The sequence below is a fragment of the Halomonas sp. SL18_1 genome (assembly GCF_055755715.1).
Window position 1 is genome coordinate 4,083,458 of the sequence record NZ_JBVTRK010000001.1, and the last position, 22,054, is coordinate 4,105,511.

Below are 22,054 nucleotides of genomic sequence, written 5' to 3' on the forward strand. Positions count from 1 at the left end.
TGGGCGGGGTGCCGATCAGCGTCCCATGCCGCCGATATTGGCCGCCAGGGCGATACCCAGCAGCAGCGTCAGCGCCATGTGCCGGCTGGCGCCGACCCCGCCCTGGCGCTCCAGCAGCCCCAGCACCGACAGGCCGATGGGCACCATCAGCGCCGCCGTGGCGGTATTGCTGACCCACATGCTGAGCCCGGCAGTGGCGATCATGAAGCCGCCCACCAGCTGGTGGGGCCGATGCCCGGAGACATGCAGCACCAGCATGGCGATGCGCCGATGCAGGTTCCAGCGCTGGATGGCCTCGGCCAACAGGAAGCCGCCGAGGAACAGAAAGATCAGCGGGTTGGCATAGGGCGTCGCCACCTCGGCGATCGGCGCCGTGCCCATCAGCGGCAGCACCGCCACCGGCAGCAGCGCGGTCACCGCGATGGGCACCGGCTCGGCGACCCACCAGGCGGCCATCCAGACCGTGAGCGCCACCACCTGCCAGGCGGTCGGTGACAGCTGGGCCGGTGGCGACGCGAGCATCACCAGCAGGGCCAGCAGCGGTCCCGACAGCAGGCCTGCTGCCAGCCCCCATCGCCGCCGCCTCTCGCGGCGGGCCTCCTGGTTCGCCTCCTGCGAGTCGCCGTGCATCATGCGTTCTCCTCTCTCCTCAGCCGCCTGCGCAGCTCAGCACCCCGCGTCAGGGCGCATCGTCGTCCTCGTCGTCCGCCAGGCGCCGGTCCAGCGCCTTGCGCGCCTTGTTGCGCCGATAGAGCCGCACCACGGCAAGCGCCAGCGCAAAGGCCACCATCAGCGCCAGGGTCAGCCCCTGCCAGGGCCGAGCGGCATTGCCCATCAGGGTTTCCAGGGTGATGATGGCGATGAACCCCAGTGCCTGGCTGCCAATGGCCAGGGCACGCAGGGTATCGAGAGGCTTGTTGACCATGAACGGCTCCCACCGGGTGGCATAGCGGCGCTTGAAAAGCTGGCCCTGTCGATGAACAGTAGGCATGCCTTTATCGAAACGCTGTCGTAAGCGTGTGATTCTACCCGGTCCCGCCGCCGGCGCCGACCCCGCACCCCGGAGCCATACCCATGGATGCCTTCGCCCTGGGCCCCGTGCTGATTTCGATTCCCCGCCTCTATGCCCTGGCCTGTGCGCTGCTGCTGCTTCTCGCCGCCTGGCTGCTGCTGGGGCTCTCCACCAGCGCCCGGGCGCGCTGGTTCAACGGCCTGATCCTGGCCTGGCTGGTGGGTGCCCGGCTGGGCCATGTGGCGATGCACCTGGACGCCTATGCCGCCGCCCCCCTGGACATCCTCAAGCTCTGGCTGCCGGGCTATCACGGCCTGTGGGGGCTGCTCGCCGCGCTGATCTGGACCGGCTGGGCCCTGCGCGACCATCTGCTGCGGCTGATCGGCGCCATGGCGCTGACGGTGGGCGCCTCGGCACTGTGGCTGGTGCTGGTGACCCTGGCCCCGCTGGGCGGCGACATGGTGGTGGGCGAGCTGCCCGATGTCGCCCTGGAGAACCTCGAGGGCGAGACGGTGCACCTCCACGACCTGCGCGGCGAGCGCGTGGTGGTCAACCTGTGGGCCACCTGGTGCCCGCCCTGCCTGCGCGAGATGCCGCTGCTGGCCGAGGCCGATACCCGCGATGGCGTCACCGTGGTGGTGGCCAATCAGGGCGAGGAGCTGTTGCAGGTGGTCCGCTACCTCGACGAGCAGGCGCTGGCGTTTCGCTACCCGCTGCTCGATCCCCATCAGGAGCTGATGATGCTCATGGAGTCGCCCGGGCTGCCCACCACGGTGCTGTTCGACGCCGAAGGCCGCGCCGTGGAGCGTCACGTCGGCGAGCTCTCCCGCGCCCAGCTCGACGGCTGGCTGCGCCGCCACTGAGCTAGCAGGTTCTGCCCGCCAGCGCCACCCTTAAGCCGGGGCGGGCTTTGCGTTAGAATCGCCCGCCCCGTTGCTGCCGCCGGTTCGAGCCGTCGGCGGCGTGCGCACCGTTATCAGCATCCTCCGAGGCACCATGAGCGACTTTTCACCCGGCCAGCGCTGGATCAGCGACGGCGAGGCCGAGCTGGGTCTGGGCACCATCCTCAGCTGCGATGCACGCAGCGTCACCGTCCTGTTCGGCGCCAGCCAGGAAACCCGCACCTACAGCAGCCGCCAGGCGCCGCTGACGCGGGTGGTGTTCGGCAGCGGCGACCGCATCCGGTCCGCCGACGGCTGGCAGATGCGGGTCGAGGACAGCAAGGAGGTGGGCGGCCTGATCGTCTACATCGGCGAGGATGACCAGGGCGAGCTCACCGAGCTGCCCGAGGCGCGGCTTGCCGACACCATGCAGTTCGACCAGGCCCGCGACCGCCTGCTCACCGGCCAGGTGGACCGCAACGACTGGTTCGACCTTCGCTTTCGCACCCTGCACCATCATCACCGCATCGAGCAGAACCCGGCCCTGGGCCTGGCCGGACCGCGCATCGACCTGATTCCCCATCAGCTCTACATCGCCGACGAAGTGGCCCGGCGCCACGCGCCGCGCGTGCTGCTGGCCGACGAGGTGGGGCTGGGCAAGACCATCGAGGCGGGGCTGATCCTGCATCGCCTGCTGCTCACCGGCCGCGCCGAACGGGCGCTGATCCTGGTACCGGCGAGCCTCTGCCATCAGTGGCTGGTGGAGCTGCTGCGCCGCTTCGCCCTGGAGGTGACCCTGCTCGACGAGCAGCAGAGCCAGGCCCACGGCGACGCCAACCCTTTCGAGGCCGGTCAGCTGATCCTGGCCAGCCAGGACTGGCTGTTCGCCAACCCCCACCGCCAGTCCCAGGCCCTGGCCTGCGCCTGGGATCTGCTGATCGTCGATGAGGCCCACCACCTGGACTGGAGCGAGGAGCAGGTGGGGCCCGGCTACGCCTGCGTGGCACGCCTGGCCCAGGAGAGCGAGGGGCTGCTGCTGCTCACCGCCACTCCCGAGCAGATGGGCGTGGCGAGCCACTTCGCCCGCCTGCGCCTTCTCGACCCAGACCGCTACCACAGCCTGGCCGCCTTCCGCGAGGAGGAGGCCCACTATGTCGAGGTGGCCGAGGCGATCGACGCCCTGGAGCGCCTGCCCGGCGAGGGCGCCGACCGCGAGCGGGTCGCCGCGGTGATCAATGAGGCCGACAGCCTGGCGCTGCTCGACACCCTGGCCAACCCCGAGGCCAGCGAGGCTCAGCGCACCACCGCCCGGGACCAGCTGCGCGACCAGCTGCTCGACCGCCACGGCACCGGCCGGGTGATGTTCCGCAACAGTCGCCGCCACGTGGGCGGCTTCCCGGAGCGCCACCTGCATGTCACCGAGCTCGCCCTGCCCTCCGCCTACCGCCGGGTACTGCGCAAGCTGGAGCGCGACGAAGACTACCTGGACGAGCTGCTGATCGAGACCGGCCTCGACCACCCCGAGGTGCTGGTCTACCTGGACGCCATGTACCGCGCCCTGGCCGACGACCCTCTCAACGGGGAGCCCTGGTGGCAGATCGATCCCCGGGTCAACTGGCTGCTGGAGCGGCTGGCCGACGACGCCGACGGGGGGCTGGCCGGCGACAAGGTGCTGGTGATCGCCCATGACCGGGAGACCGCCCAGGGGCTGGCCGAGGCGCTGCGGGTGCTGGGCGGCTACCATGCGCCGGTGTTCCACGAGGGACTCTCCCTGGTGGAGCGCGACCGCGCCGCCGCGGCCTTCGCCGACGAGGAGGAGGGCTGCCAGGTGCTGGTCTGCTCGGAGATCGGCTCCGAGGGACGCAACTTCCAGTTCTGCCGCCACCTGGTGATGTTCGACCTCCCCTGCATCCGGACCAGCTGGAGCAGCGTATCGGCCGCCTGGACCGCATCGGCCAGCATCATGCCATCGAGCTCCATGTGCCGGTGTTCGAGGGCAGCCCCGGCGAGAAGATGCTGCGCTGGTACCGGGACGGCATGGACGCCTTCAGCGCCCCCCACGGCATCGGCAGCGAGATCTTCGACGCCTTCGGCGATCCCCTGGCCGAGGCGCTGCTCGACGAGGAGGCGCTGACCGAGGTGGTGGAAGAGACCCGCGCCTTCTTCGAGAGCCGCCTGGCCGAGCGCGACGCCGGCCGCAATCGCCTGCTGGAGCTCAACGCCTGCCGCCCGGAGCGCGCCGAGGCGGTGGCCGCGGCGATCGGCGAGCTGGACGAGGACCGCGCCCTGCCCCGCTACCTCGACCTGGCCCTGGACATCTTCGGGGTGGACAGCCAGGAGCTGGGCGGCGGCATCCAGCACCTGACGCCCAGCCAGCAGATGCTCGACGGCCTGCCCGGCCTGGTGAAAGGGGAGGAGGGCTTCTCAGCGACCTTCTCCCGGCTGCGTGCGCTCTCCCGTGACGACGTCCAGCGGCTCTCCTGGGAACATCCGCTGGTCCGCGAGATGATGGGGCGTATCCTCGACGGCACCATGGGCAATACCGCGCTGGCGCTGCTCAAGCACCCGGCGCTGCCCGCCGGTCGGGTAATGGCCGAGCTGGTGTTTCGCACCCACTGCCCGGCACCGAAGCGGCTGCACCTCAACCGCTTCTTGCCGCCCACCGCGGTGCGGGTGCTGCTCGACGAGTCGGGCGCCAACCTCACCGACAAGATCTCCTTCAGCGGGCTCTCCAAGAACCTGCAGAAGGTCAAGAAGGCCATGGCGCGAGACCTGATCCGCAGCCGGCTGGAGGTGCTGCGCGACCTGCTCGACCGCGGCGAGGGCGAGGCGGAGCGCGAGCTGCCCTCCATCGTCGAGGCCGCCCAAGGACGCATGCGTTCGGCCCTGGACGGCGAGCTGGCCCGCCTGACGGCCCTGGCGCGCCACAACCCGGCAGTGCGCGAGGACGAGATCGCCGCGCTGCGCGCCGAGCGCACCGCCCTGGACGAGGCCATCGAGGGCACCCGCCTACGCCTGGATTCGGTGCGCGTCATCGTCACGGTGGGTGACGAGAGCCGCTGAGCCTCGTGGCGGTAAGCGTCAGGACTTGCCGAGGATATCCGCCAGCGCCTGCTCGAGGGTCGGGAAGTGGAACTCGAACCCTGCCTCGAGCAGCCGCGCGGGGCGCATGTCGGCACCGGTCAGCAGCAGCCGCGCCATCTCGCCGAAGGCGGTTTCCAGGGCGATGGCCGGCACCGGCAGCGCCGCCGGCCGCCGCAGCTGCTTCGCCAGGGTACGAGCGAACTCGGCGTTGCGCACCGGGTGGGGCGCGCTGCCGTTGACCGGCCCCTCCAGGTCGTCACGTTCGAGCAGGAAGAGAATCGCCCGCACCAGATCCTCGCGATGAATCCAGGGCATAAACTGCTTGCCGTCGCCAAAGCGGCCTCCAAGGCCCAGCTTGAAGGGCGGCAGCATCTTCTCCAGGCTGCCGCCGCCGGCGTCGAGCACCAGGCCGATTCGCAGCAGTACCACCCGAGTGCCGAACGCCGTCGCCTCCCTGGCGGCATCCTCCCAGCGCTTGCAGAGCCGATGGGCGAACTCGTCGTGGGCGCCGTCTCCTCGGTGACCTCGGTGTCCCCCTGATCACCGTAGTAACCCATTGCCGACCCCGAGACCATCACCCGCGGCGCCTGTCCGTTGGCCTGCTTGAGCTGCTCGCAGAGCATCGCCAGGTCGCGGGTGATGTTGACCCGCGAGTCGATCAGCCGCTTCTTCTGGTTGTCGCTCCAGCGCCGACCGGCAATCGACTCGCCGGCCAGGTTGACGATGGCATCGGGCGGGGAGTCGACGAAATCCAGCACCGAGCGGCGCAGATCGGCCCCCTCGGGTAACCGACTGCGCACCGCCTCAGGGTCGCGGGACACTACCAGCAGCCGATGCCCCGCCTCATCGAGGCGTTGACACAGCCGCTGTCCGACGAACCCACTGCCTCCGGTAATCAGCACTCGCATCCCGAATTCCTCCCCTGGCATCGTTGATGGCGAAAGGTTGGTTATACAACCGTTGTACACTTCTGCTAGTCTAGCGGAAAAGCCGCCCAATTGCGTGAGGCACCCATGACCCCATCGGCTCCCCGCTCCACCGCCATCATCGGCGCCGGCATCGCCGGCCTGGCCTGCGCCCGCGCCCTCACCGCGGCCGGCCGGCCGGTGACGCTGTTCGAGAAGTCCCGCGGCCCCGGCGGACGCCTGGCGACCCGACGGCTGACGGATGCCCATCTGGATATCGGCGCCCAGTTCTTCAGCGTAAGGGACCCGAGCTTTCAGCGGGAAGTGGAAGCCTGGTCCCGGGACCGACGCATCGCTCCCTGGCCCCAGCGGGTGTGGCGCGTGGAGGGCGGCCAGTGGCACAGCCACCATGACGGCCGCACCCGCTATATCGGCACGCCGCGCATGAGCGCCATCACCCGCCACCTGGCCGAAGGCCTGACGCTGCACGCCGAAACGCGCATCGTCCAGCTTAGCCGCGATAGCACTGGCTGGTGGCTGCACGACCACGGCGGCCATCGCCACGGGCCCTACGCCCGGGTGGTTGTGAGCGCTCCCTCGCCCAGGCCGAACCCCTGGTGGCGCCCCATGACGCGGCGCTCGCCGAGGCCTGCCGCCGGGTCATCCAGCGCCCCTGCTGGGCCGCCTGGGCACGCTTCTCAGCACCGCTACCGCGCCTGCCCGGCGTGCCGGAGGACTGGCAGGCGGCCATGCCGGCCGAGGGGCCGCTGCGCTTCGTGGCCCGCAACGACACCAAGCCCGGCCGCGAAGGACAGGGGGAAAGCCTGACCCTGCTGGCCAGGCTGACCTGGAGCCAGGAACACCTGGAGGCCGACGCCTCCTGGGTGGCGGCCGCGCTGCTCGACGCCCTGGGCGAGGTGCTGCCTGCGGGCGTCACGCTTCCCGCGCCCAGCGAGGCGGGCGCCCACCGCTGGCGCTATGCCCAGCCCGATGTGTTCGCCAGCGGCGAGGCGGTCAACCGCGACTACCGGCGCGGGACCCACGGCCTGGCGCTGTGCGGCGACGGCTGGCGCGGGCCCCGCGTCGAGGACGCCTGGCTGTCCGGCCACCACCTCGGCCAGGCGCTGGCGGAAGATGACTGATCCGGCCGCTGGCGGCAGTTGTACACCGCCAGACTGGTGTACAATACCGCGAGATGCAGGGCGAAGGTGCCCGGACCAAGGTGACGACAGGCGGAGGCGTTCGGTCCCGCCCAACCAGGAGGCAAGCGCAGCATGACCGACAAGGCGACCCACCCGGCCGACACGCCGCTGTACCCGATACGCGAGGTGTCCCGACTCACCGGTGTCAACTCGGTCACCCTGCGCGCCTGGGAGCGTCGCTACGGGCTGATTTGCCCCAGCGTACCCCCAAGGGGCACCGCCTCTACGCCCGCGAGGACATCGAGCGCGTCGAACGCATCCTGCAGTGGCTCAACCGCGGCGTCCCGGTCAGCCAGGTCAAGGACCTGCTCGACCAGCCGGAGGTCGTCCCCGACCCCGAGCCGGCGTCCGGCGACTGGCCGAGCCAGCGGCGCCAGCTGGTCGCGGCGGTGGAAGCCCTGGACCTGGCGCGCCTGGAGGCGCTGTTCCACCAGGGGATGTCGCTCTATCCGGTGCCCACCTGCCTGGCCGAGCTGTGGCAGCCGGCCGTGCGCGAACTGGAGGAGCGCTGGGAGGACCAGCTCGGCGCCGCCCTGCAGCGCCGAGCCCTGGAGGCCTTTCTGCGTACCTGCATCGGCACGCGGCTCTACCACGCCAACCAGGTAAGCCAGGGACCGCGCCTGCTGATGACCCCGCTACCCGACGACCCGGGCCCCCTGTGGCTGCTACTGGCGGCACTGGCGGCCAGCGATGCCGGCTACCATATCCAGCTGTTCGACGCTCCCCTGCCGCTGGGTGAGCTGCCGCTGGCAGCGGAGCGACTCAAGGCCTCGGCCCTGCTGATGGCCAGCGGCCGCGCCGAACGCGCCGACCTGATCCGCCGCCAGCTGCCACGCCTGGCAGAGCAGCTGGAGGTGCCGCTGGCGCTGTGTGGGCCGGTGGCGCGGATTCGCCAGAGCGACCTCAAGGCCAGCCAGGTGGCGCTGCTCGGCGACGATCTGCCCCGGCCATCACCCGCCTGGGCACCCTGCTGCACGAGGCGTGATCGCCCCCTCCGATCGCCACGCCCAAGGAGCCGCCATGCCACCCGTCCTGATGTGGTTTCGTAGCGACCTGCGCATTACCGACAACGCCGCCCTGGCCGCCGCGGCCCGCCAGGGGCCGGTGGTGGCGGTCTTCCTGCGCTGCCTGCCCCAGTGGCAGCGCCACGGGCACGGCGCCAACAAGCTGGATTTCTGGCACCGCGGCGTGGCGGCGCTGGGCGAGGCCCTGGCCGGGCTCAATATCCCGCTGCTCCATCGCGACCTCGAGGCCTTCGACCAGGCCCCCGAAGCGCTGCTGACCATCGCCCGCGACGTCGGCGCCACGGCGCTGCATTTCAACCACGAGTACCCGCTGAACGAGGTGGCCCGGGACCGGGCGGTAGTCGAGGCCTTCCAGGCCAACGGGCTCGATGCTCACGGCCACCACGACGGCGTGGCCTTCGCGCCCGGCGAGCTGTTGACCGGCAAGGGGACTACTACGGCGTCTTCACCCCCTTCGCGAAGCGCTGGCATCGCCAGCTGTCCCCGGAGCGCCTGACCCTTGCCGACACCCCGGCGCCCCAGGCGGACACCGGCATTGCCGGCGATCCGCTGCCCGCACAGCCCGAGCTGCCGGACGCCCCCATCGACGGCCGCCGATGGCCCGCCGGGGAGGGCCCGGCCGCCGACCGGCTCGAGCGCTTCCTGCGCTTTCGCGCCCGGCACTACGCCCAGCAGCGCGATTTTCCGGCGACCCACGGCACCAGCGAGCTCTCGCCCTACCTGGCGCTGGGCATGCTCTCCCATCGCCAGTGCCTGCAGGCGGTGCTGGCCGAGAATGACGGCCAGCTGGCCGAGGGCAACGCCGGTCTGGTCGCCTGGGTCAACGAGCTGGTGTGGCGCGAGTTCTACCAGCACATCGCCTTCGGCTTCCCCGGGTGTGTCGCCACCGCCCCTTCCAGGCCCACACCGAGCAACTCGCCTGGCGCGACGACGAGGCGGGCTTCGCCGCCTGGTGCGAAGGCCGCACCGGCTACCCCATCGTCGACGCCGCCATGCGCCAGCTGGTGAGCACCGGCTGGATGCACAACCGGCTACGCATGATCACCGCCATGTTTCTCGCCAAGCACCTGCTGATCGACTGGCGACGCGGCGAGGCCTTCTTCCTGCGCCACCTGGTGGACGGCGAATTCAGCGCCAACAACGGCGGCTGGCAGTGGGCGGCCTCCACCGGCACCGATGCCGCCCCCTATTTCCGCATCTTCAATCCCACCACCCAGTCTCAGCGCTTCGACCCTGAGGGCCGCTTTCTCGCCGAGTGGCTGCCCGAGCTAGCCGGCCTGCCGGCCAAGGCCCGTCATGCCCCGCCGACCGACCGCCGGGATGAGATCGGCTATCCGCCGCCCATCGTCGATCACAAGGCGGCCCGAGCCCGCGCCCTAGCGGCCTTCGCCGCGCTCAAGGCCGACTGAGCCAGGCCACACCGAGAGGTACGCCCCATGCACCGGGACCCGCACCTGGAAGCCTTCTGCGGCTTCTTCAATAATCTTGACAAGAGCTGTACAAGAGAGCTTTACAGGTTCTATACTGAGGACGTCGAATTTATCGACCCGCTGCACCGCATAGAGGGAGCAGAGGCGCTGGAACGCTACTTCGCCAGCCTGTACGAGAATGTGACGTCGTGCCGGTTCGAGTTCCATGAGCGACAGCGTCTGGGCGATACCGCCTTCGCCACCTGGACCCTGCATCTGGCCCATCCCCGACTGGCGAAAGGGCGCGACATTCAGGTCGAGGGCTGCTCCCGGCTGCGCTTTGCCGCCGACGGCAGCGGCAGGGTGGCCTTCCACCGCGACTATTTCGACGTTGGCGCCCTGCTCTATGAGCGCTTGCCGCTGCTTGGCGGGGTGATTCGACAGCTCAAGCGACGCTTCGGCTAGGGCGGCTACGGCCGCCATCCACTGGAGGCCACATGCCCCGACCCGCGACCCAACGCATCTGGCTGACCGGTGCCACCTCCGGCATCGGGCGCGCCCTGGCCCTGCGGCTGCTGGCGCAGGGACACCGCGTCGCGCTGAGCGCCCGGGGAGAAGGCGCGCTGGCCCAGCTCACCGCGGGATATGACAATGCCCTGGCGCTGCCGCTGGACGTGACCGACCGGGACGCCGTGGCTCGCGCCGGCGAGCGACTCGCCGACGCCTTCGGCGGCCTCGACCTGGCGCTGCTCAACGCCGGCACCTGCGAGTACCTGGAGGTGCATGACTTCGATGCCGCACTGGTCGAGCGGGTCTTCACCGTCAACGTCTTCGGCACCATTCACTGCATCGAGGCGGCCCTGCCGCTGCTGCGCCGGGCCAGGGCACAGGGCCACCATCCGCTGCTCGCCGCCACCTCCAGCGCCGCGGCCTACCTGCCGCTGCCCCGGGCCGAAGCCTACGGCGCCTCCAAGGCGGCATTGAGCCACTTCCTGGAGTCGCTGCGCCAGGACCTCCACGCCGAAGGCATCGACGTCAGCGTGATCCATCCCGGTTTCGTCGAGACGCCGCTGACCGAGCGCAACGACTTCGCCATGCCGATGCGCATCCCCGCCGACGCCGCCGCCAAGGCCATTCTCGCCGGGCTGGCCCGACGCCGCCTGGACATCCACTTTCCGCGTCGCTTCACCCTGGCGCTGCGCCTGCTCGGCCTTCTGCCGCCCGGGCTGCGCTTCCGGCTCGGGCGACGCCTGTCCCGGTCATCGGCCACGGAGGCCCAGCCATGAACGCACCCTGCTTGTCCCTGCCCCCCAGCCACAGCGCATCGCCGTGGTGGGGAGCGGTATCAGCGGCATGGCGGCCGCCTGGTACCTGAGCCCCCGTCACGAGGTCACGCTGTTCGAGGCCGGCGAACGCCTGGGCGGTCACACCGCCACCGTGGATGTCGAACTCGACGGCCGCCGCTACGCCATCGATACCGGTTTCATCGTCTTCAACGACTGGACCTACCCCCACTTCCAGCGCCTGATGGCGACGCTGGGGGTCGCCAGCCAGCCCACCGAGATGAGCTTTTCGGTGCACCAGACCGATCGCGACTTCGAGTACAACGGCCATACCCTGGCGACCCTGTTCGCCCAGCGTCGCAATCTGCTGCGCCCCGCGTTCTACCGCCTGCTGGCCGACATCCTGCGCTTCAACCGCCGCGCCCTACGCGACCTCGACGGCGACCGGCTGGATGCCGCCACCCCCTGGGGGCGTATCTGGAAAGCGGCGGTTACGGCCAGGCGTTCCAGGCCCGCTACCTGCTGCCCATGGGCGCCGCCATCTGGTCGGCCAGCATCGATAGCCTGCGCGCCTTCCCGGCGCTGTTCTTCCTGCGCTTCTTCCGCCACCACGGCCTGCTGTCGGTGAACGACCGGCCCCAGTGGTACACCCTGGTGGGCGGCTCGCGCGCCTATATCCCGGCGCTGACCGCTCCCTACTCCGAGCGCATCCGCCTCTCGACCCCGGTACGCGGCATCCGCCGCCTGACCGACGGCGTTGCACTGCGCACCGACCAGGGCGTCGAGCGCTTCGACCAGGTGGTGCTGGCCTGCCACGCCGATCAGGCGCTGGCCCTGCTGGATGACGCCGGCGCCACCGAGCGCGAGATCCTCGGCGCTCTGCCCTACCGCGACAACGACGTGGTGCTGCATACCGACACCCGCCTGCTGCCGCGCCGCCCCCGCGCCTGGGCGAGCTGGAACTACCGCCTCGACGGCCGCGGCGAAGCCGCCCGCGTCTCGGTGACCTATGACATGAACATCCTGCAGCGCCTGGACGCACCGCACACCTTCTGCGTAACGCTCAACGACACGGCCGCCGTCGACCCGGCCCGAGTGCTGGGCCGCTTCACCTACGCTCACCCGCAGTTCACCCTGGCGGGCCATGCCGCCCAGGCACGCCACGGGGAGATCTCGGGCGGGGCGAGCCGAACCCACTTCTGCGGCGCCTACTGGCGCAACGGCTTCCACGAGGACGGGGTGTGGAGCGCCCTGCGGGTCGCCAGGGGCCTGGGCTGCGACGAAGAGACGCCGCCGCCGGGCACACCGACCGATGCCGCACGGCCTGCCGCCGAGGGCATCCCGGCATGATCGCGACGCCGCGCTCGCGGATCTACCGCGGCAGCCTGTGTCATCGTCGCTTGCTGCCGCGTCACCACGCCTTCACCTACCAGGTGTGGATGGCCTGGCTCGACCTGGAAGAGCTGCCCGGGCTGTTCGACGGCGTGCCCGGCTTCAGCGCCCGGCGTCCGGCGCTGGCCCGCTTTCGCCGCGAGGACTATCTCAACAAGGCCCCTCTCAACAAGGCCCCTGCCCAGGACGACCTGCCCGCTCACGACCGGCCGCTGAAACAGGTCGCCCAGGAGGAGATCGAGCGCCAGCTGGGCTGGGCGCCGGATGGACGGATCTGCCTGCTGACCCAGCTACGCACCCTCGGCATGGGCTTCAATCCGATCTCGCTCTACTACGCCTTTGACGCCGCGGGCGAGCTGCGCGCCCTGCTCGGCGAGGTGAGCAACACCCCCTGGGGCGAGCGGGCCTATTACGCCTGTCCCGTCGCGCCGCAGCGCCGTGTCCACCGCGCCGAATTCGCCAAGGCGATGCACGTCTCGCCCTTCAACCCCATGGACATGACCTATCGCTGGCGCTTCAACACGCCCGGCGAGGCGCTGATGATGCACATGGAGACCTGGAAGGATGGCCGGCGTCATTTCGATGCCACCCTGACCCTGACGGCCCGCCCCGCGACCCGCGGGGTGCTACTCGCCACCCTGGCGCGCCAGCCGTGGATGAACCTCAAGACCCTGGCCGGCATCCACTTCGAGGCGCTGCGCCTGTGGCTCAAGCGCGTGCCGATCCACGACCACCCCGGTCCCGCCCCGAGATCCCGTAAGGAGGGTTCATCGTGAACACCCTGCGCTCTGCTAGCCCCCCGCCCCCTGGCGGAAGAGACCGACCAATTGACCCGCTGGCTGCGCCCCCGGCTGCTGGCCCAGCTGCAGCGCCTCGAGGGGGAAAGATCACCCTGATCGAGGGCAGCCAGTGCTACCACCTGGGCCAGGACGGCCCGCTGCGGGTCACGCTGGTGGTGCGTCGTCCCAGGGCCTGGCGGCGCCTGGCACTGGGCGGGAGCGTAGGGGCCGCCGAAGCCTATATCGACGGGGACTGGGACGCCGATGACCTGGTGGCGCTGATCCGCCTGTTCGCCCTCAACCTGGAGCGCGTCAACGGCGAGCTGGAAAACGGTCCCGCGCGAATCGGCCGCTGGCTGCTCGGCGCCCTCAACGCCCTGCGACGCAATACGCGGCGCGGCGCACGGCGCCACATCGCCGCCCATTACGACATCGGCAACGAGCTCTTCGCGACCTTCCTCGACCGCGAGCACCGCATGTACTCCAGCGCCCTCTTCCCGCATGCCGAGGCGAGCCTGGAGGAGGCCTCCACCCACAAGCTGGATGTGATGCTGGATGCGCTGGGCGTTGGTCCCGACCATCACCTGCTGGAGATCGGCACCGGCTGGGGCGGCCTGGCGATTCATGCCGCCCGCACCCGCGGCTGTCGGGTCACCACCACCACCATCTCCGCCGAGCAGTACGCTCATGTCGCTCGGCGCATCGAGGAGGAGGGCCTTGGCGAGCGCATCACCCTGCTCCAGCAGGACTACCGCGAGCTCACCGGTCGCTACGATCGGCTGATCTCGGTGGAGATGGTCGAGGCGGTGGGCCATCAATACCTGGACACCTACCTGGCCACCCTCGACCGGCTGCTGACCGACGACGGCCTGGCCATGCTGCAGGCGATCACCATCCGCGACCAGCGCTTCGAGGCGGCCAAGCGGGAGATGGACTTCATCAAGCGCCATGTCTTTCCCGGCGGCTTCTTGCCCTCCCACCGCGCCCTGCTCGACGGCCTGACCCGGCGCACCTCGCTCAACGTCCTCGCCCTGGACGAGATCGGCCCCCACTATGCGCGCACCCTGCGCGAGTGGCGCCATCGCTTCGAGGCCAGCCTCGAGCGCGTCCGCCGGCTCGGCTACGACGAGCGCTTCATCCGCCTGTGGCGCTACTACCTCTGCTACTGCGAGGGGGATTTACGGAGCGCAGCATCGGCACCTGCCAGCTGCTGCTGGCCAAGTCCGGCGCGCGGCCTGCGCCGCGGCTAGGACGGCCTTGACGCCGCGATAGCCTCGTCACGGGTGAGGGGGCAAGGGTCGCTCAGGGGGTGGGGTTAGAGCGCAGCGCGCCGGGGGCCGCCGACGCACCCTCGGGTGCGGCCTGCCACTGCGCTTCCAGGGCCTGGGCCGAGACCGGCCGCGAGTAGAAGAAGCCCTGCACCAGCGCGCAGCCGGCATCGTTCAGGAACGTCAGCTGTCCCTCGGTCTCCACCCCCTCTGCCACCACGTCCATGGCCAGGCCCCGGGCCATGGCCAGCACGGCGCTGACGATAGCGGCATCGGCGGGGTCGTTGGGCAGCGAGCGAATGAAGGCGCGGTCGAGCTTGATCTTGTCCAGGGGCAGGCGCTTGAGATAGCTCAGCGACGAGTACCCGGTGCCGAAGTCGTCGATGGCGATTCGATGGCCGCGCTGACGCAGCGCCTCGAGCCGCGGCACGATATCGCCGGCCCGCTCGTCGAGCAGCACCGACTCGGTCAGCTCCAGGCCCAGCTGGTCGGCGGAAATGCCGTGACGCGCCAGCCCCGAGGAGAGCGCCGACTCCAGCTCGCCCTGGAACATCTGGATCGCCGAGATGTTGATCCACACCGGAAGCAGCGGGAGGCCCAGCTCACGCCAGCGCGCCATCTGCCCAGGGCTTCGTCAATGACCCAGTTGCCCAGCTGGCCCATCAGACCATGCCGCTCCGCCAGGGGGATGAAATCCCCCGGGAGACCATGCCGTGCTCCGGGTGGCGCCAGCGCAGCAGCGCCTCCATGCCGACCACCGCGCCGTCGCGGGTGCGATGCTGAGTCTGATAGTGAAGCTCCAGCTGATCACCGTTGGCCAGGGCATCGCGCAGGGCATAGACCAGCGCCATGTGGGGGCTTTCCTGGACGTCCAGCGCAGGACGAAAGCGCTGGCTGACGTTGCGGCCGTGGCGCTTGGCCGAGTAGAGCGCCGATTCCAAGCGCTGGAACAGCACTCCCGAGTCGCGACCGTCCTCCGGTGCCCGGCAGCTGCCGATGGACAGCCCCAGGCGCAGCGAGCGACTGCCGATCTCGAAGGGCTCCCCCAAATGCTGGCGCAGACCGGCAATCCAGTTGTCGTGGTCATCGAAGGTGGTGGTACGGATCACCAGAAATTCGTCGCCGCCCAAGCGCCCGACCACGCCGCCGGCCACATGGCCCACCAGGCGCTGACCGAAACGGGCCAGCAGGCGGTCGCCCTGTTCGACGCCCAGGCTATCGTTGACCGACTTGAAACCGTCGATGTCGATGATGGCGATATCCAGGCTCTCCCCGGCGCGCAGATGGCGCAGCCGCGAGGTCATAAGGTCGTGCAGCCGGCGCCGGTTGGGCAGGCCCGTCAACGGGTCTTCGAAGCCGATGCGCCGCAGGTCCTGCTCGCGGGCCTTGTGCACCGAGATATCGGTGAAGGTGCCGACATAGTGGCGAATGCGGCCGCGGGCATCGGTGATCGCCTTGATGCGCAGCCACTCGGGGTAGTCGTCACCCTGCTTGCGGCGGCTCCAGATCTCCCCTTCCCAGCGCCCCTTGCTCTCCAGGGTCTGCCAGTAACGCTTGAAGAAGGCCGCATCGTGTCGGGCGGCCACCAGATTGCTGGCATTGAGGCCGCGAACCTCCTCTTCGGTAAAGCCGGTGATACGGGTGAAGGCCGGATTGACCGCCAGGATACGATGCCGGGCGTCGGTGATCTGCACCCCCTCTTCGGAAAGCATCAGCGCCTGCTGCATCAGGTCGGCATGCTGTCGGTCGCGCCGCAGCTGACGCCAGGCGTCGGCGCCCCCCAGCGCGACAATGCCCACCGCGACCAGCCGCAGCCCGGGGTCGGGCAGCCAGATGCAGGCCGGCAGTGCGGCCAGGGCCGCCCAGGCCAGAGGGCGATTGAGGGTCGTGGAAGACAGCATGTCAGGGTCCGCGGTAACGGGCGTAGGAAGAGCGGCGTCACGAGTCGCCTGCTTGGCAACCCCTATCGGCCGGTTGGCGCCACACTTTAATCCTTCGGCGGCGGCGCGTCATGCCCGGCGTGCATTCATCGGCCACGGCCAGTAGACTAGGCGGGGCCGCCCGGGCGAGGGGCGCCGCCAGACGACGCGCCCGCCACGCTGCGGGAGGCCCACAACAACTGCGACTCGGAACGACCCAGTGACCAAGCAACACTCCTTCGAACGCGAAGAGCTGCTGGCATGCAGCCGCGGCGAACTGTTCGGCCCCGGCAATGCCCAGCTGCCGGCCCCCAACATGCTGATGCTCGACCGCATCACGCGGATCTACGAAGACGGCGGCGATCACGGCAAGGGCGAGCTGGTCGCCGAGCTGGATATCCATCCCGACCTGTGGTTCTTCGACTGCCACTTCCCCGGCGATCCGGTGATGCCGGGCTGTCTGGGGCTGGACGCCATGTGGCAGCTGGTGGGCTTCTATCTGGGCTGGCTGGGCCATCCCGGCCGCGGCCGCGCCCTGGGCTGCGGCGAGGTCAAGTTCACCGGCCAGATCCTGCCCGACGCCAGTAAGGTCACCTACAAGATCGACATCAAGCGCATCATCACCCGGCGCCTGATCCTCGGCATCGCCGACGGCACGGTGTCCGTGGACGGTCGCGACATCTACCAGGCCACCGACCTGCGCGTCGGCCTGTTCACCTCTACCGCGAACTTCTGATCAGGAGGCTCCCATGCGACGAGTGGTAGTCACTGGACTGGGCATCGTGTCCTGCCTGGGCAATGACCGCGACGCGGTTACCGAAGCCCTGAAAACGGGGCGCTCGGGCATTCGCTTCAAGGAAGACTACGCCGAGCGTGGCTTCAGAAGCCAGGTGGCCGGCGTCGTGGACATCGACCTCGACAGCCTGGTCGACCGCAAGCTGCGCCGCTTCATGGGTGACGCCGCGGCCTACGCCTACGTCTCCATGGCCCAGGCCATCGAGGATGCGGGGCTCGCCCCGGAGATGGTGTCCAGCGAGCGCACCGGGCTGATCGCCGGCTCCGGCGGCGCCTCCAGCGCCAACCAGGTCGAGGCCGCCGACGTCATGCGCGAAAAAGGGCTGCGCCGCGTGGGGCCCTACCGAGTGACCCGCACCATGGGCAGCACCGTGTCCGCCTGCCTGGCCACGCCCTTCAAGATCAAGGGGGTCAACTACTCGATCTCCTCGGCCTGCGCCACCTCGGCCCACTGCATCGGCAGCGCCATGGAGCAGATCCAGATGGGCAAGCAGGACGTGGTCTTCGCCGGCGGCGGGGAGGAGGAGCACTGGACCCTGTCGTGCCTGTTCGACGCCATGGGCGCGCTCTCCACCCACTACAACGAGACCCCCGACAAGGCCTCGCGCCCCTATGACCAGGCCCGCGACGGCTTCGTCATCGCCGGCGGCGGCGGCATGCTGGTGCTCGAGGAGCTCGAACATGCCAAGGCCCGGGGCGCCAAGATCTATGCCGAAGTCGTGGGCTACGGCGCGACCTCCGACGGCTACGACATGGTCGCCCCCTCCGGTGAGGGCGCGGTACGCTGCATGCGCCAGGCGCTCGCCAGCGTCGACGGCAAGATCGACTACATCAACACCCATGGCACCTCCACCCCGGTGGGCGATGTCGCCGAGCTCAAGGCGATCCGTGAGGTGTTCGGCGATACCACCCCGGCCATGAGCTCCACCAAGTCGCTGACCGGCCACTCGCTGGGCGCCACCGGCGTGCAGGAGGCGATCTACTCGCTGCTGATGATGGAGAACGACTTCATCGCCGCCTCGGCCAACGTCGAAGCGCTCGACGAGCAGGCAGACGGCTTCGATATCGTCACCCAGCGTCGCGATGAGGCGACCGTCGAGCGGGTGCTCTCCAACAGCTTCGGCTTCGGGGGCACCAACGCCTGCCTGGTGCTGGAGAAATACCGGGGCTGACGCCGCCCTGACGCCTCAGCGTAACGCCAGCGGCGCCCCTTGGGGCGCCGCTGGCGTTTGCGCCGGCCACTCTGACCCTTGAGCCGGCGCCGTCAGGCGGGCTTCTCGGCGGGCACCGGCCGCGGCACCTCGGAGATTTCGGCCAGGCGCGCCTCGATCCACGCCTCCGCCTCGGCCAGCACCTCGTCGGCGCTGCGTCCGGCGGTGGCGATCGGCTCGCCCACCACCACGTTCAGGGTGCCCGGGTTCTTGACCCAGTGGCGCCCCGGCCAGCGCTCGCCGGCGTTGTGTGCCACTGGCAGCACCGGCACCCCGGCGCGGCAAGCGATCACCGTGCCGCTCTTGTTGTAGCGACGGCGCTGTCCCGGCGCCACCCGAGTCCCCTCCGGAAAAATCAGCACCGAGAGCCCCTCCCGCAGGCGCGCCACGCCCTGGGACAGCACCTGCTTCATGGCCCGGGCGGGGCGGGAGCGATCCAGGGCGATGGGATGCAGCAGCCTAAGCCCCCAGCCGAACAGCGGGATGCGCAACAGCTCCTGCTTGAGCACCGTGCACACCGGCGGCTTGAGGATCTGCAGGTAGAGGGTCTCCCATTCGCACTGATGGTTGGCCAGGATCACGCAGGGGCCTTCGGGCAGATGCTCGCGCCCTCGAATGCAGTAGCGCACCCCGCAGGTCCAGCGGAACCAGGCGGTCAGGAAATGGTTGTAGAGATTGAGCAGGCGATAGCGGGCAGGCAGCGGCAGCAGCGGCGCCACCGGCAGGAAGAGCCCGCCGCAGACCAGGATGGCCAGGAAATAGCCTAGGTAGAAGAGCAGGCTGCGAAACACGTTCATGGGCGAGCATCACCCTCTTCCCGCGGTGGGCGACGCGCCTGACACCACTCATCGAGCATGCGCCCCACCTCCAGGCGCCAGGGCTTCTGGTGCACGCCGAAGGCCTGCAGCACCCGCCGGCAGTTCAGCACCCGCCGCAGCGGCTGGTCATGGTGGTGCTTGAGCGCCTTGACCTGGCCCAGCTCGACCTGCTCGCCGAGGCCTTCGAGCCGCGTCGCCAGCTGGGTACGCACCAGGGAGGTGAAGGTGTAGGCGCTGACCGGCTCGGTGCCGGCCAGGTGGTAGGCGCCCCAGGCATTGGAGCCACAGGCCAGCTGGTGCAGCATCCCCACCAGCGCCATGGCCACGGCATCCGCCGAGGTGGGGCAGAAGATCACGTCCTGGGCGGCGCGCACGTCGTCTCCGGCGATCAGGCTATCGATGACGCCGCTGAGCCAGGCGTGACCGCCTTCCAGGGCGAACAGCGGCCCCAGCCGCACGATGAGATGGCGCGGATGGCCGCTGCGGATGCGATCGCCGATGGCGATCAGCCGACGCAGGCTCTCGTCCCGCGGGGCGGGAATCACGTGCTCGTCGATGGGCGTATCGAAGCCGTCCTGGTAGAGCTGGTCGGAGACGCACCACACCAGCGGCGTATCGGTTTCCCGGCAGGCCGCCAGGCAGGCGTCGACGCCGTGACCGTGGGCGACCACCGTCGCCGGCTCGATATCCATGGGGCCGGAGAGCGGCGGCATGATGACCGCGTCCGGCGCCAACTCGCGCAGCCGGTGGGCATCAATCTCCAGGCCGGACTCGATCACCAACTCGGTATCGCTACGCCGATGCGCCACCCTGGCCAGGGCCAGGTTCAGGCAGTGCCCGGCATCCAGTATCAGCAGCTTCACGCCAGACCCTCCCGCAGACTGGAAATACGCTTCAGAGGATTCGACTAGAACGGAATCTCGTCATCGAAGTCGTCGAAGCTACCCGGATCGGGGGCGCCGTAGCTGCCCTGCTGCTGGCCACCCTGCTGGGGATTGCCCTGCTGACCGCCTCCCTGCTGGGGCATCGGCGCCGGCTGGGGAGCCGGACGCTGCTGGGGCTGTCCGCCGGCGAAGTTGCCCCCCTGGGGCGGCGGGGCGGCACCGTAGTTGCCCTGCTGCTGGGGCTGGCCGCCGTAGCCGCCGCCCTGCTGATAGCCGCCCTGACGAGGCGCCCCGCCGCCCTGGAAATCGCCACCGCCGCCGCGGAGTCCAGCATCTGCATGTCGTTGGCGACGATCTCGGTGGTATAGCGGTCCTGGCCATCCTGGCCCTGCCACTTGCGGGTCTGCAGCCGGCCCTCGATGTAGATTCGCGAGCCCTTCTTCAGGTACTGCTGGGAAATCTCCGCCAGCTTGTTGAACATGACCACCGAATGCCACTCGGTGCGCTCCTGGCGCTGACCGCTCTGGCGATCGGTCCAGGTGTCGGTGGTGGCCAGGCGCAGATTGGCCACGGGGTTGCCGGACGGCATGAAGCGCACCTCCGGGTCCTGCCCCAGATTGCCGATGAGTATGACCTTGTTGACGCCTCGGGCCATGGTGGAACTCCCTATTCGTTGATTCAGCTCGTGTCGTGGGTCGAGCGTGTGGAAACAGGCGCCCCGGGGCGCCGTTGGGCGCCCGGATTCAGGGCTAGCCGCCGCGATGGCGGTTGGAACGGATCAGGCGGTCCAGGGCGTCTTCGTCGAGATGCCGCCGGTCCACCTTAAGATAGGCCAGCCGCTCCTCGGGCACGACCAGCACATCCTCGACGCCGGCCACCTCGGCAAAGCTCGCCATCAGTGTTTCCATGGTGCCTTCGGGGTGGTCGTCGTCGAGCGCCACCACCTCGCTGGAAAGATGCGGCGGCACCGGCATCCCCAGCATCACCAGCCACCACAGTGCGGCCAGCAGGGCGCAGCCGATGAACACCGCCGGCAGCCCCCACTGCTGGGCCAGCAGGCCACCCAGCAGGCCGCCCAGGAAGGCCCCCAGGAACTGGCTGGTGGAGTAGACGCCCATGGCAGTGCCCTTGGCCCCGGCCGGCGCCAGCTTGCTGAGCATCGACGGCAGGGTGGCTTCGAGCAGGTTGAAGGCCGTGAAAAACAGCAGCAGCCAAGCAAACAGCAGCCAGCCGCCACCGACCCCGGCCAGACCGGCCAGGCTGACGGCGATGCCGCCGATAGCCAGCAGGCACATGCCGCGCATGCGGTGGCGCTTCTCGGCCACGATCACCAGCGGCACCATGCAGGCGAAGGCCAGCACCATGATCCCCAGGTAGGCCAGGCCGTGACGCTCGGCGGCGATGCCGGCCTCGACCAGGCGGAAGGGCACGGCGACGAAGATCGCCATCAACACCAGGTGCAGGGCGAAGATCGACAGGTCGAGCCGCCACAGATCGGCGCGGGTGAGGATTCCGGCCAGCTGGCGGCGGTCGATGCCCACGTCGCGGTGCCGCAGGCGACGCGGCGCCGGCGGCACCAGCTTCCACAGCACCGCCAGGCCCAGCGCGGCCAGCAGGGCCGTGAACCAGAAGACCGAGGACAGCCCGAAGGCCGAGGCCAGCCAGGGCCCCAGCACCATGGCCACGGCGAAAGCCACCCCGATGGAGAGGCCGATGGTGGCCATGGCCGCGGTGCGTACCTGCTCGCGGGTCTGGTCGGCCAACAGCGCCATGATAGCGGCGGCCACCGCCCCGCTGCCCTGCAGGCAGCGCCCGAGGATGACGCCGCCAATGGTATCGGCCTGGGCGGCCACGACGCTGCCAAGCAGAAACAGCAGCAGGCCGCCGGCGATCACCGGTTTGCGCCCGAGGCGGTCGGAGAGCAGGCCGAAGGGAATCTGCAGGACTGCCTGGGTCAGACCGTAGACGCCCAGCGCCAGCCCCACCAGCAGCGGCGTGGCGCCGGCCAGGTCGTCGGCATAGAGCGCCAGTACCGGCAGCACCATGAACAGGCCCAGCATGCGGGTGGCATACAGCCCAGCCAGGCCGCTGATGGCGCGCCGTTCGGAGGCTAGCAGGAGTCCAGAGACCTTGCGCATAGGGTGGCGTGAATCCGATGGATAGACGGGCGAGCTCGCCCTGGGTGAG

General features: G+C 69.8%; 14 protein-coding genes and 7 pseudogenes. 13 read left to right on the top strand and 8 right to left on the bottom strand.

Annotated features, from left to right (window positions below; all coding sequences use genetic code 11):
* Positions 1–15: 15 nt before the first annotated feature.
* Positions 16–633, bottom strand: a complete 618-nt coding sequence (locus ACSJDS_RS20900; protein WP_473034902.1) for an SLC13 family permease — start codon at positions 631–633, stop codon at positions 16–18.
* Positions 634–679: 46 nt separating this feature from the next.
* Positions 680–925, bottom strand: coding sequence for a hypothetical protein (locus ACSJDS_RS20905; protein WP_473034903.1), 246 nt, complete (start codon positions 923–925; stop codon positions 680–682).
* Positions 926–1,074: 149 nt separating this feature from the next.
* Between ACSJDS_RS20905 and ACSJDS_RS20910 the strand changes: the two genes are divergently transcribed.
* Together ACSJDS_RS20910 and rapA are read left to right on the top strand one after the other, a co-directional pair.
* Positions 1,075–1,875: a TlpA family protein disulfide reductase gene (locus ACSJDS_RS20910; protein ID WP_473034904.1), complete on the top strand. Its 801-nt coding sequence runs from the start codon at positions 1,075–1,077 to the stop codon at positions 1,873–1,875.
* Positions 1,876–2,008: 133 nt separating this feature from the next.
* A pseudogene (gene rapA / locus ACSJDS_RS20915) lies at positions 2,009–4,956 on the top strand (RNA polymerase-associated protein RapA).
* Between the two features lie 18 nt (positions 4,957–4,974).
* Here rapA and ACSJDS_RS20920 read toward each other — a convergent pair.
* Positions 4,975–5,885 (bottom strand): annotated as a pseudogene (locus tag ACSJDS_RS20920) (TIGR01777 family oxidoreductase).
* A gap of 105 nt (positions 5,886–5,990) precedes the next feature.
* Between ACSJDS_RS20920 and ACSJDS_RS20925 the strand changes: the two are divergent.
* The 9 genes and pseudogenes from ACSJDS_RS20925 (at position 5,991) to ACSJDS_RS20965 (ending at position 14,222) form a co-directional block, all read left to right on the top strand.
* Positions 5,991–6,710: an NAD(P)/FAD-dependent oxidoreductase gene (locus ACSJDS_RS20925; RefSeq protein ID WP_473034905.1), complete on the top strand. Its 720-nt coding sequence runs from the start codon at positions 5,991–5,993 to the stop codon at positions 6,708–6,710.
* Entirely contained in the window at positions 6,659–7,024 is a 366-nt protein-coding gene (locus ACSJDS_RS20930; RefSeq protein WP_473034906.1) for a hypothetical protein, read from the top strand. Before ACSJDS_RS20925 ends, ACSJDS_RS20930 begins: the two co-directional genes overlap by 52 nt.
* A gap of 132 nt (positions 7,025–7,156) precedes the next feature.
* Positions 7,157–8,069, top strand: a pseudogene (locus tag ACSJDS_RS20935) (MerR family transcriptional regulator).
* Positions 8,070–8,104: 35 nt separating this feature from the next.
* A pseudogene (gene phrB / locus ACSJDS_RS20940) lies at positions 8,105–9,518 on the top strand (deoxyribodipyrimidine photo-lyase).
* 27 nt (positions 9,519–9,545) lie between these two features.
* Complete coding sequence (locus ACSJDS_RS20945; protein ID WP_473034907.1) at positions 9,546–9,983, top strand: nuclear transport factor 2 family protein; 438 nt, start codon at positions 9,546–9,548, stop codon at positions 9,981–9,983.
* A 32-nt stretch (positions 9,984–10,015) separates the two neighbouring features.
* On the top strand, positions 10,016–10,804 hold the full coding sequence (locus ACSJDS_RS20950; protein ID WP_473034908.1) for an SDR family NAD(P)-dependent oxidoreductase: 789 nt from the start codon (positions 10,016–10,018) through the stop codon (positions 10,802–10,804).
* A 67-nt stretch (positions 10,805–10,871) separates the two neighbouring features.
* Positions 10,872–12,151, top strand: a pseudogene (locus ACSJDS_RS20955) (NAD(P)/FAD-dependent oxidoreductase).
* Positions 12,148–12,969: a DUF1365 domain-containing protein gene (locus ACSJDS_RS20960; protein ID WP_473034909.1), complete on the top strand. Its 822-nt coding sequence runs from the start codon at positions 12,148–12,150 to the stop codon at positions 12,967–12,969. The pseudogene ACSJDS_RS20955 and the gene ACSJDS_RS20960 overlap by 4 nt, the downstream one beginning before the upstream one ends.
* On the top strand, positions 12,966–14,222 hold the full coding sequence (locus ACSJDS_RS20965) for a class I SAM-dependent methyltransferase (protein WP_473034910.1): 1,257 nt from the start codon (positions 12,966–12,968) through the stop codon (positions 14,220–14,222). Before ACSJDS_RS20960 ends, ACSJDS_RS20965 begins: the two co-directional genes overlap by 4 nt.
* A 52-nt stretch (positions 14,223–14,274) precedes the next feature.
* Here ACSJDS_RS20965 and ACSJDS_RS20970 read toward each other — a convergent pair.
* Positions 14,275–16,141: pseudogene (locus tag ACSJDS_RS20970) on the bottom strand (putative bifunctional diguanylate cyclase/phosphodiesterase).
* 238 nt (positions 16,142–16,379) lie between these two features.
* Between ACSJDS_RS20970 and fabA the strand changes: the two are divergent.
* Positions 16,380–16,895 carry a 3-hydroxyacyl-[acyl-carrier-protein] dehydratase FabA gene (fabA, locus tag ACSJDS_RS20975; RefSeq protein ID WP_473034911.1) on the top strand — a complete coding sequence of 172 codons (516 nt, stop codon included), beginning with the start codon at positions 16,380–16,382 and terminating at the stop codon, positions 16,893–16,895.
* Positions 16,896–16,908: 13 nt separating this feature from the next.
* Positions 16,909–18,126 carry a beta-ketoacyl-ACP synthase I gene (fabB, locus tag ACSJDS_RS20980; protein WP_473034912.1) on the top strand — a complete coding sequence of 406 codons (1,218 nt, stop codon included), beginning with the start codon at positions 16,909–16,911 and terminating at the stop codon, positions 18,124–18,126.
* 92 nt (positions 18,127–18,218) lie between these two features.
* Here the strand turns inward: fabB and ACSJDS_RS20985 are convergent, their stop codons facing one another.
* The 4 genes and pseudogenes from ACSJDS_RS20985 to ACSJDS_RS21000 form a co-directional block, all read right to left on the bottom strand.
* A complete protein-coding gene (locus ACSJDS_RS20985) occupies positions 18,219–18,962 on the bottom strand; it encodes a lysophospholipid acyltransferase family protein (protein WP_473034913.1) in 744 nt (247 codons plus the stop codon).
* Complete coding sequence (locus ACSJDS_RS20990) at positions 18,959–19,846, bottom strand: sugar nucleotide-binding protein (RefSeq protein WP_473034914.1); 888 nt, start codon at positions 19,844–19,846, stop codon at positions 18,959–18,961. Before ACSJDS_RS20990 ends, ACSJDS_RS20985 begins: the two co-directional genes overlap by 4 nt.
* Before the next feature lie 44 nt (positions 19,847–19,890).
* Positions 19,891–20,522: pseudogene (locus ACSJDS_RS20995) on the bottom strand (single-stranded DNA-binding protein).
* A 94-nt stretch (positions 20,523–20,616) separates the two neighbouring features.
* On the bottom strand, positions 20,617–22,005 hold the full coding sequence (locus ACSJDS_RS21000) for an MFS transporter (protein WP_473034915.1): 1,389 nt from the start codon (positions 22,003–22,005) through the stop codon (positions 20,617–20,619).
* Positions 22,006–22,054 lie beyond the last annotated feature (49 nt).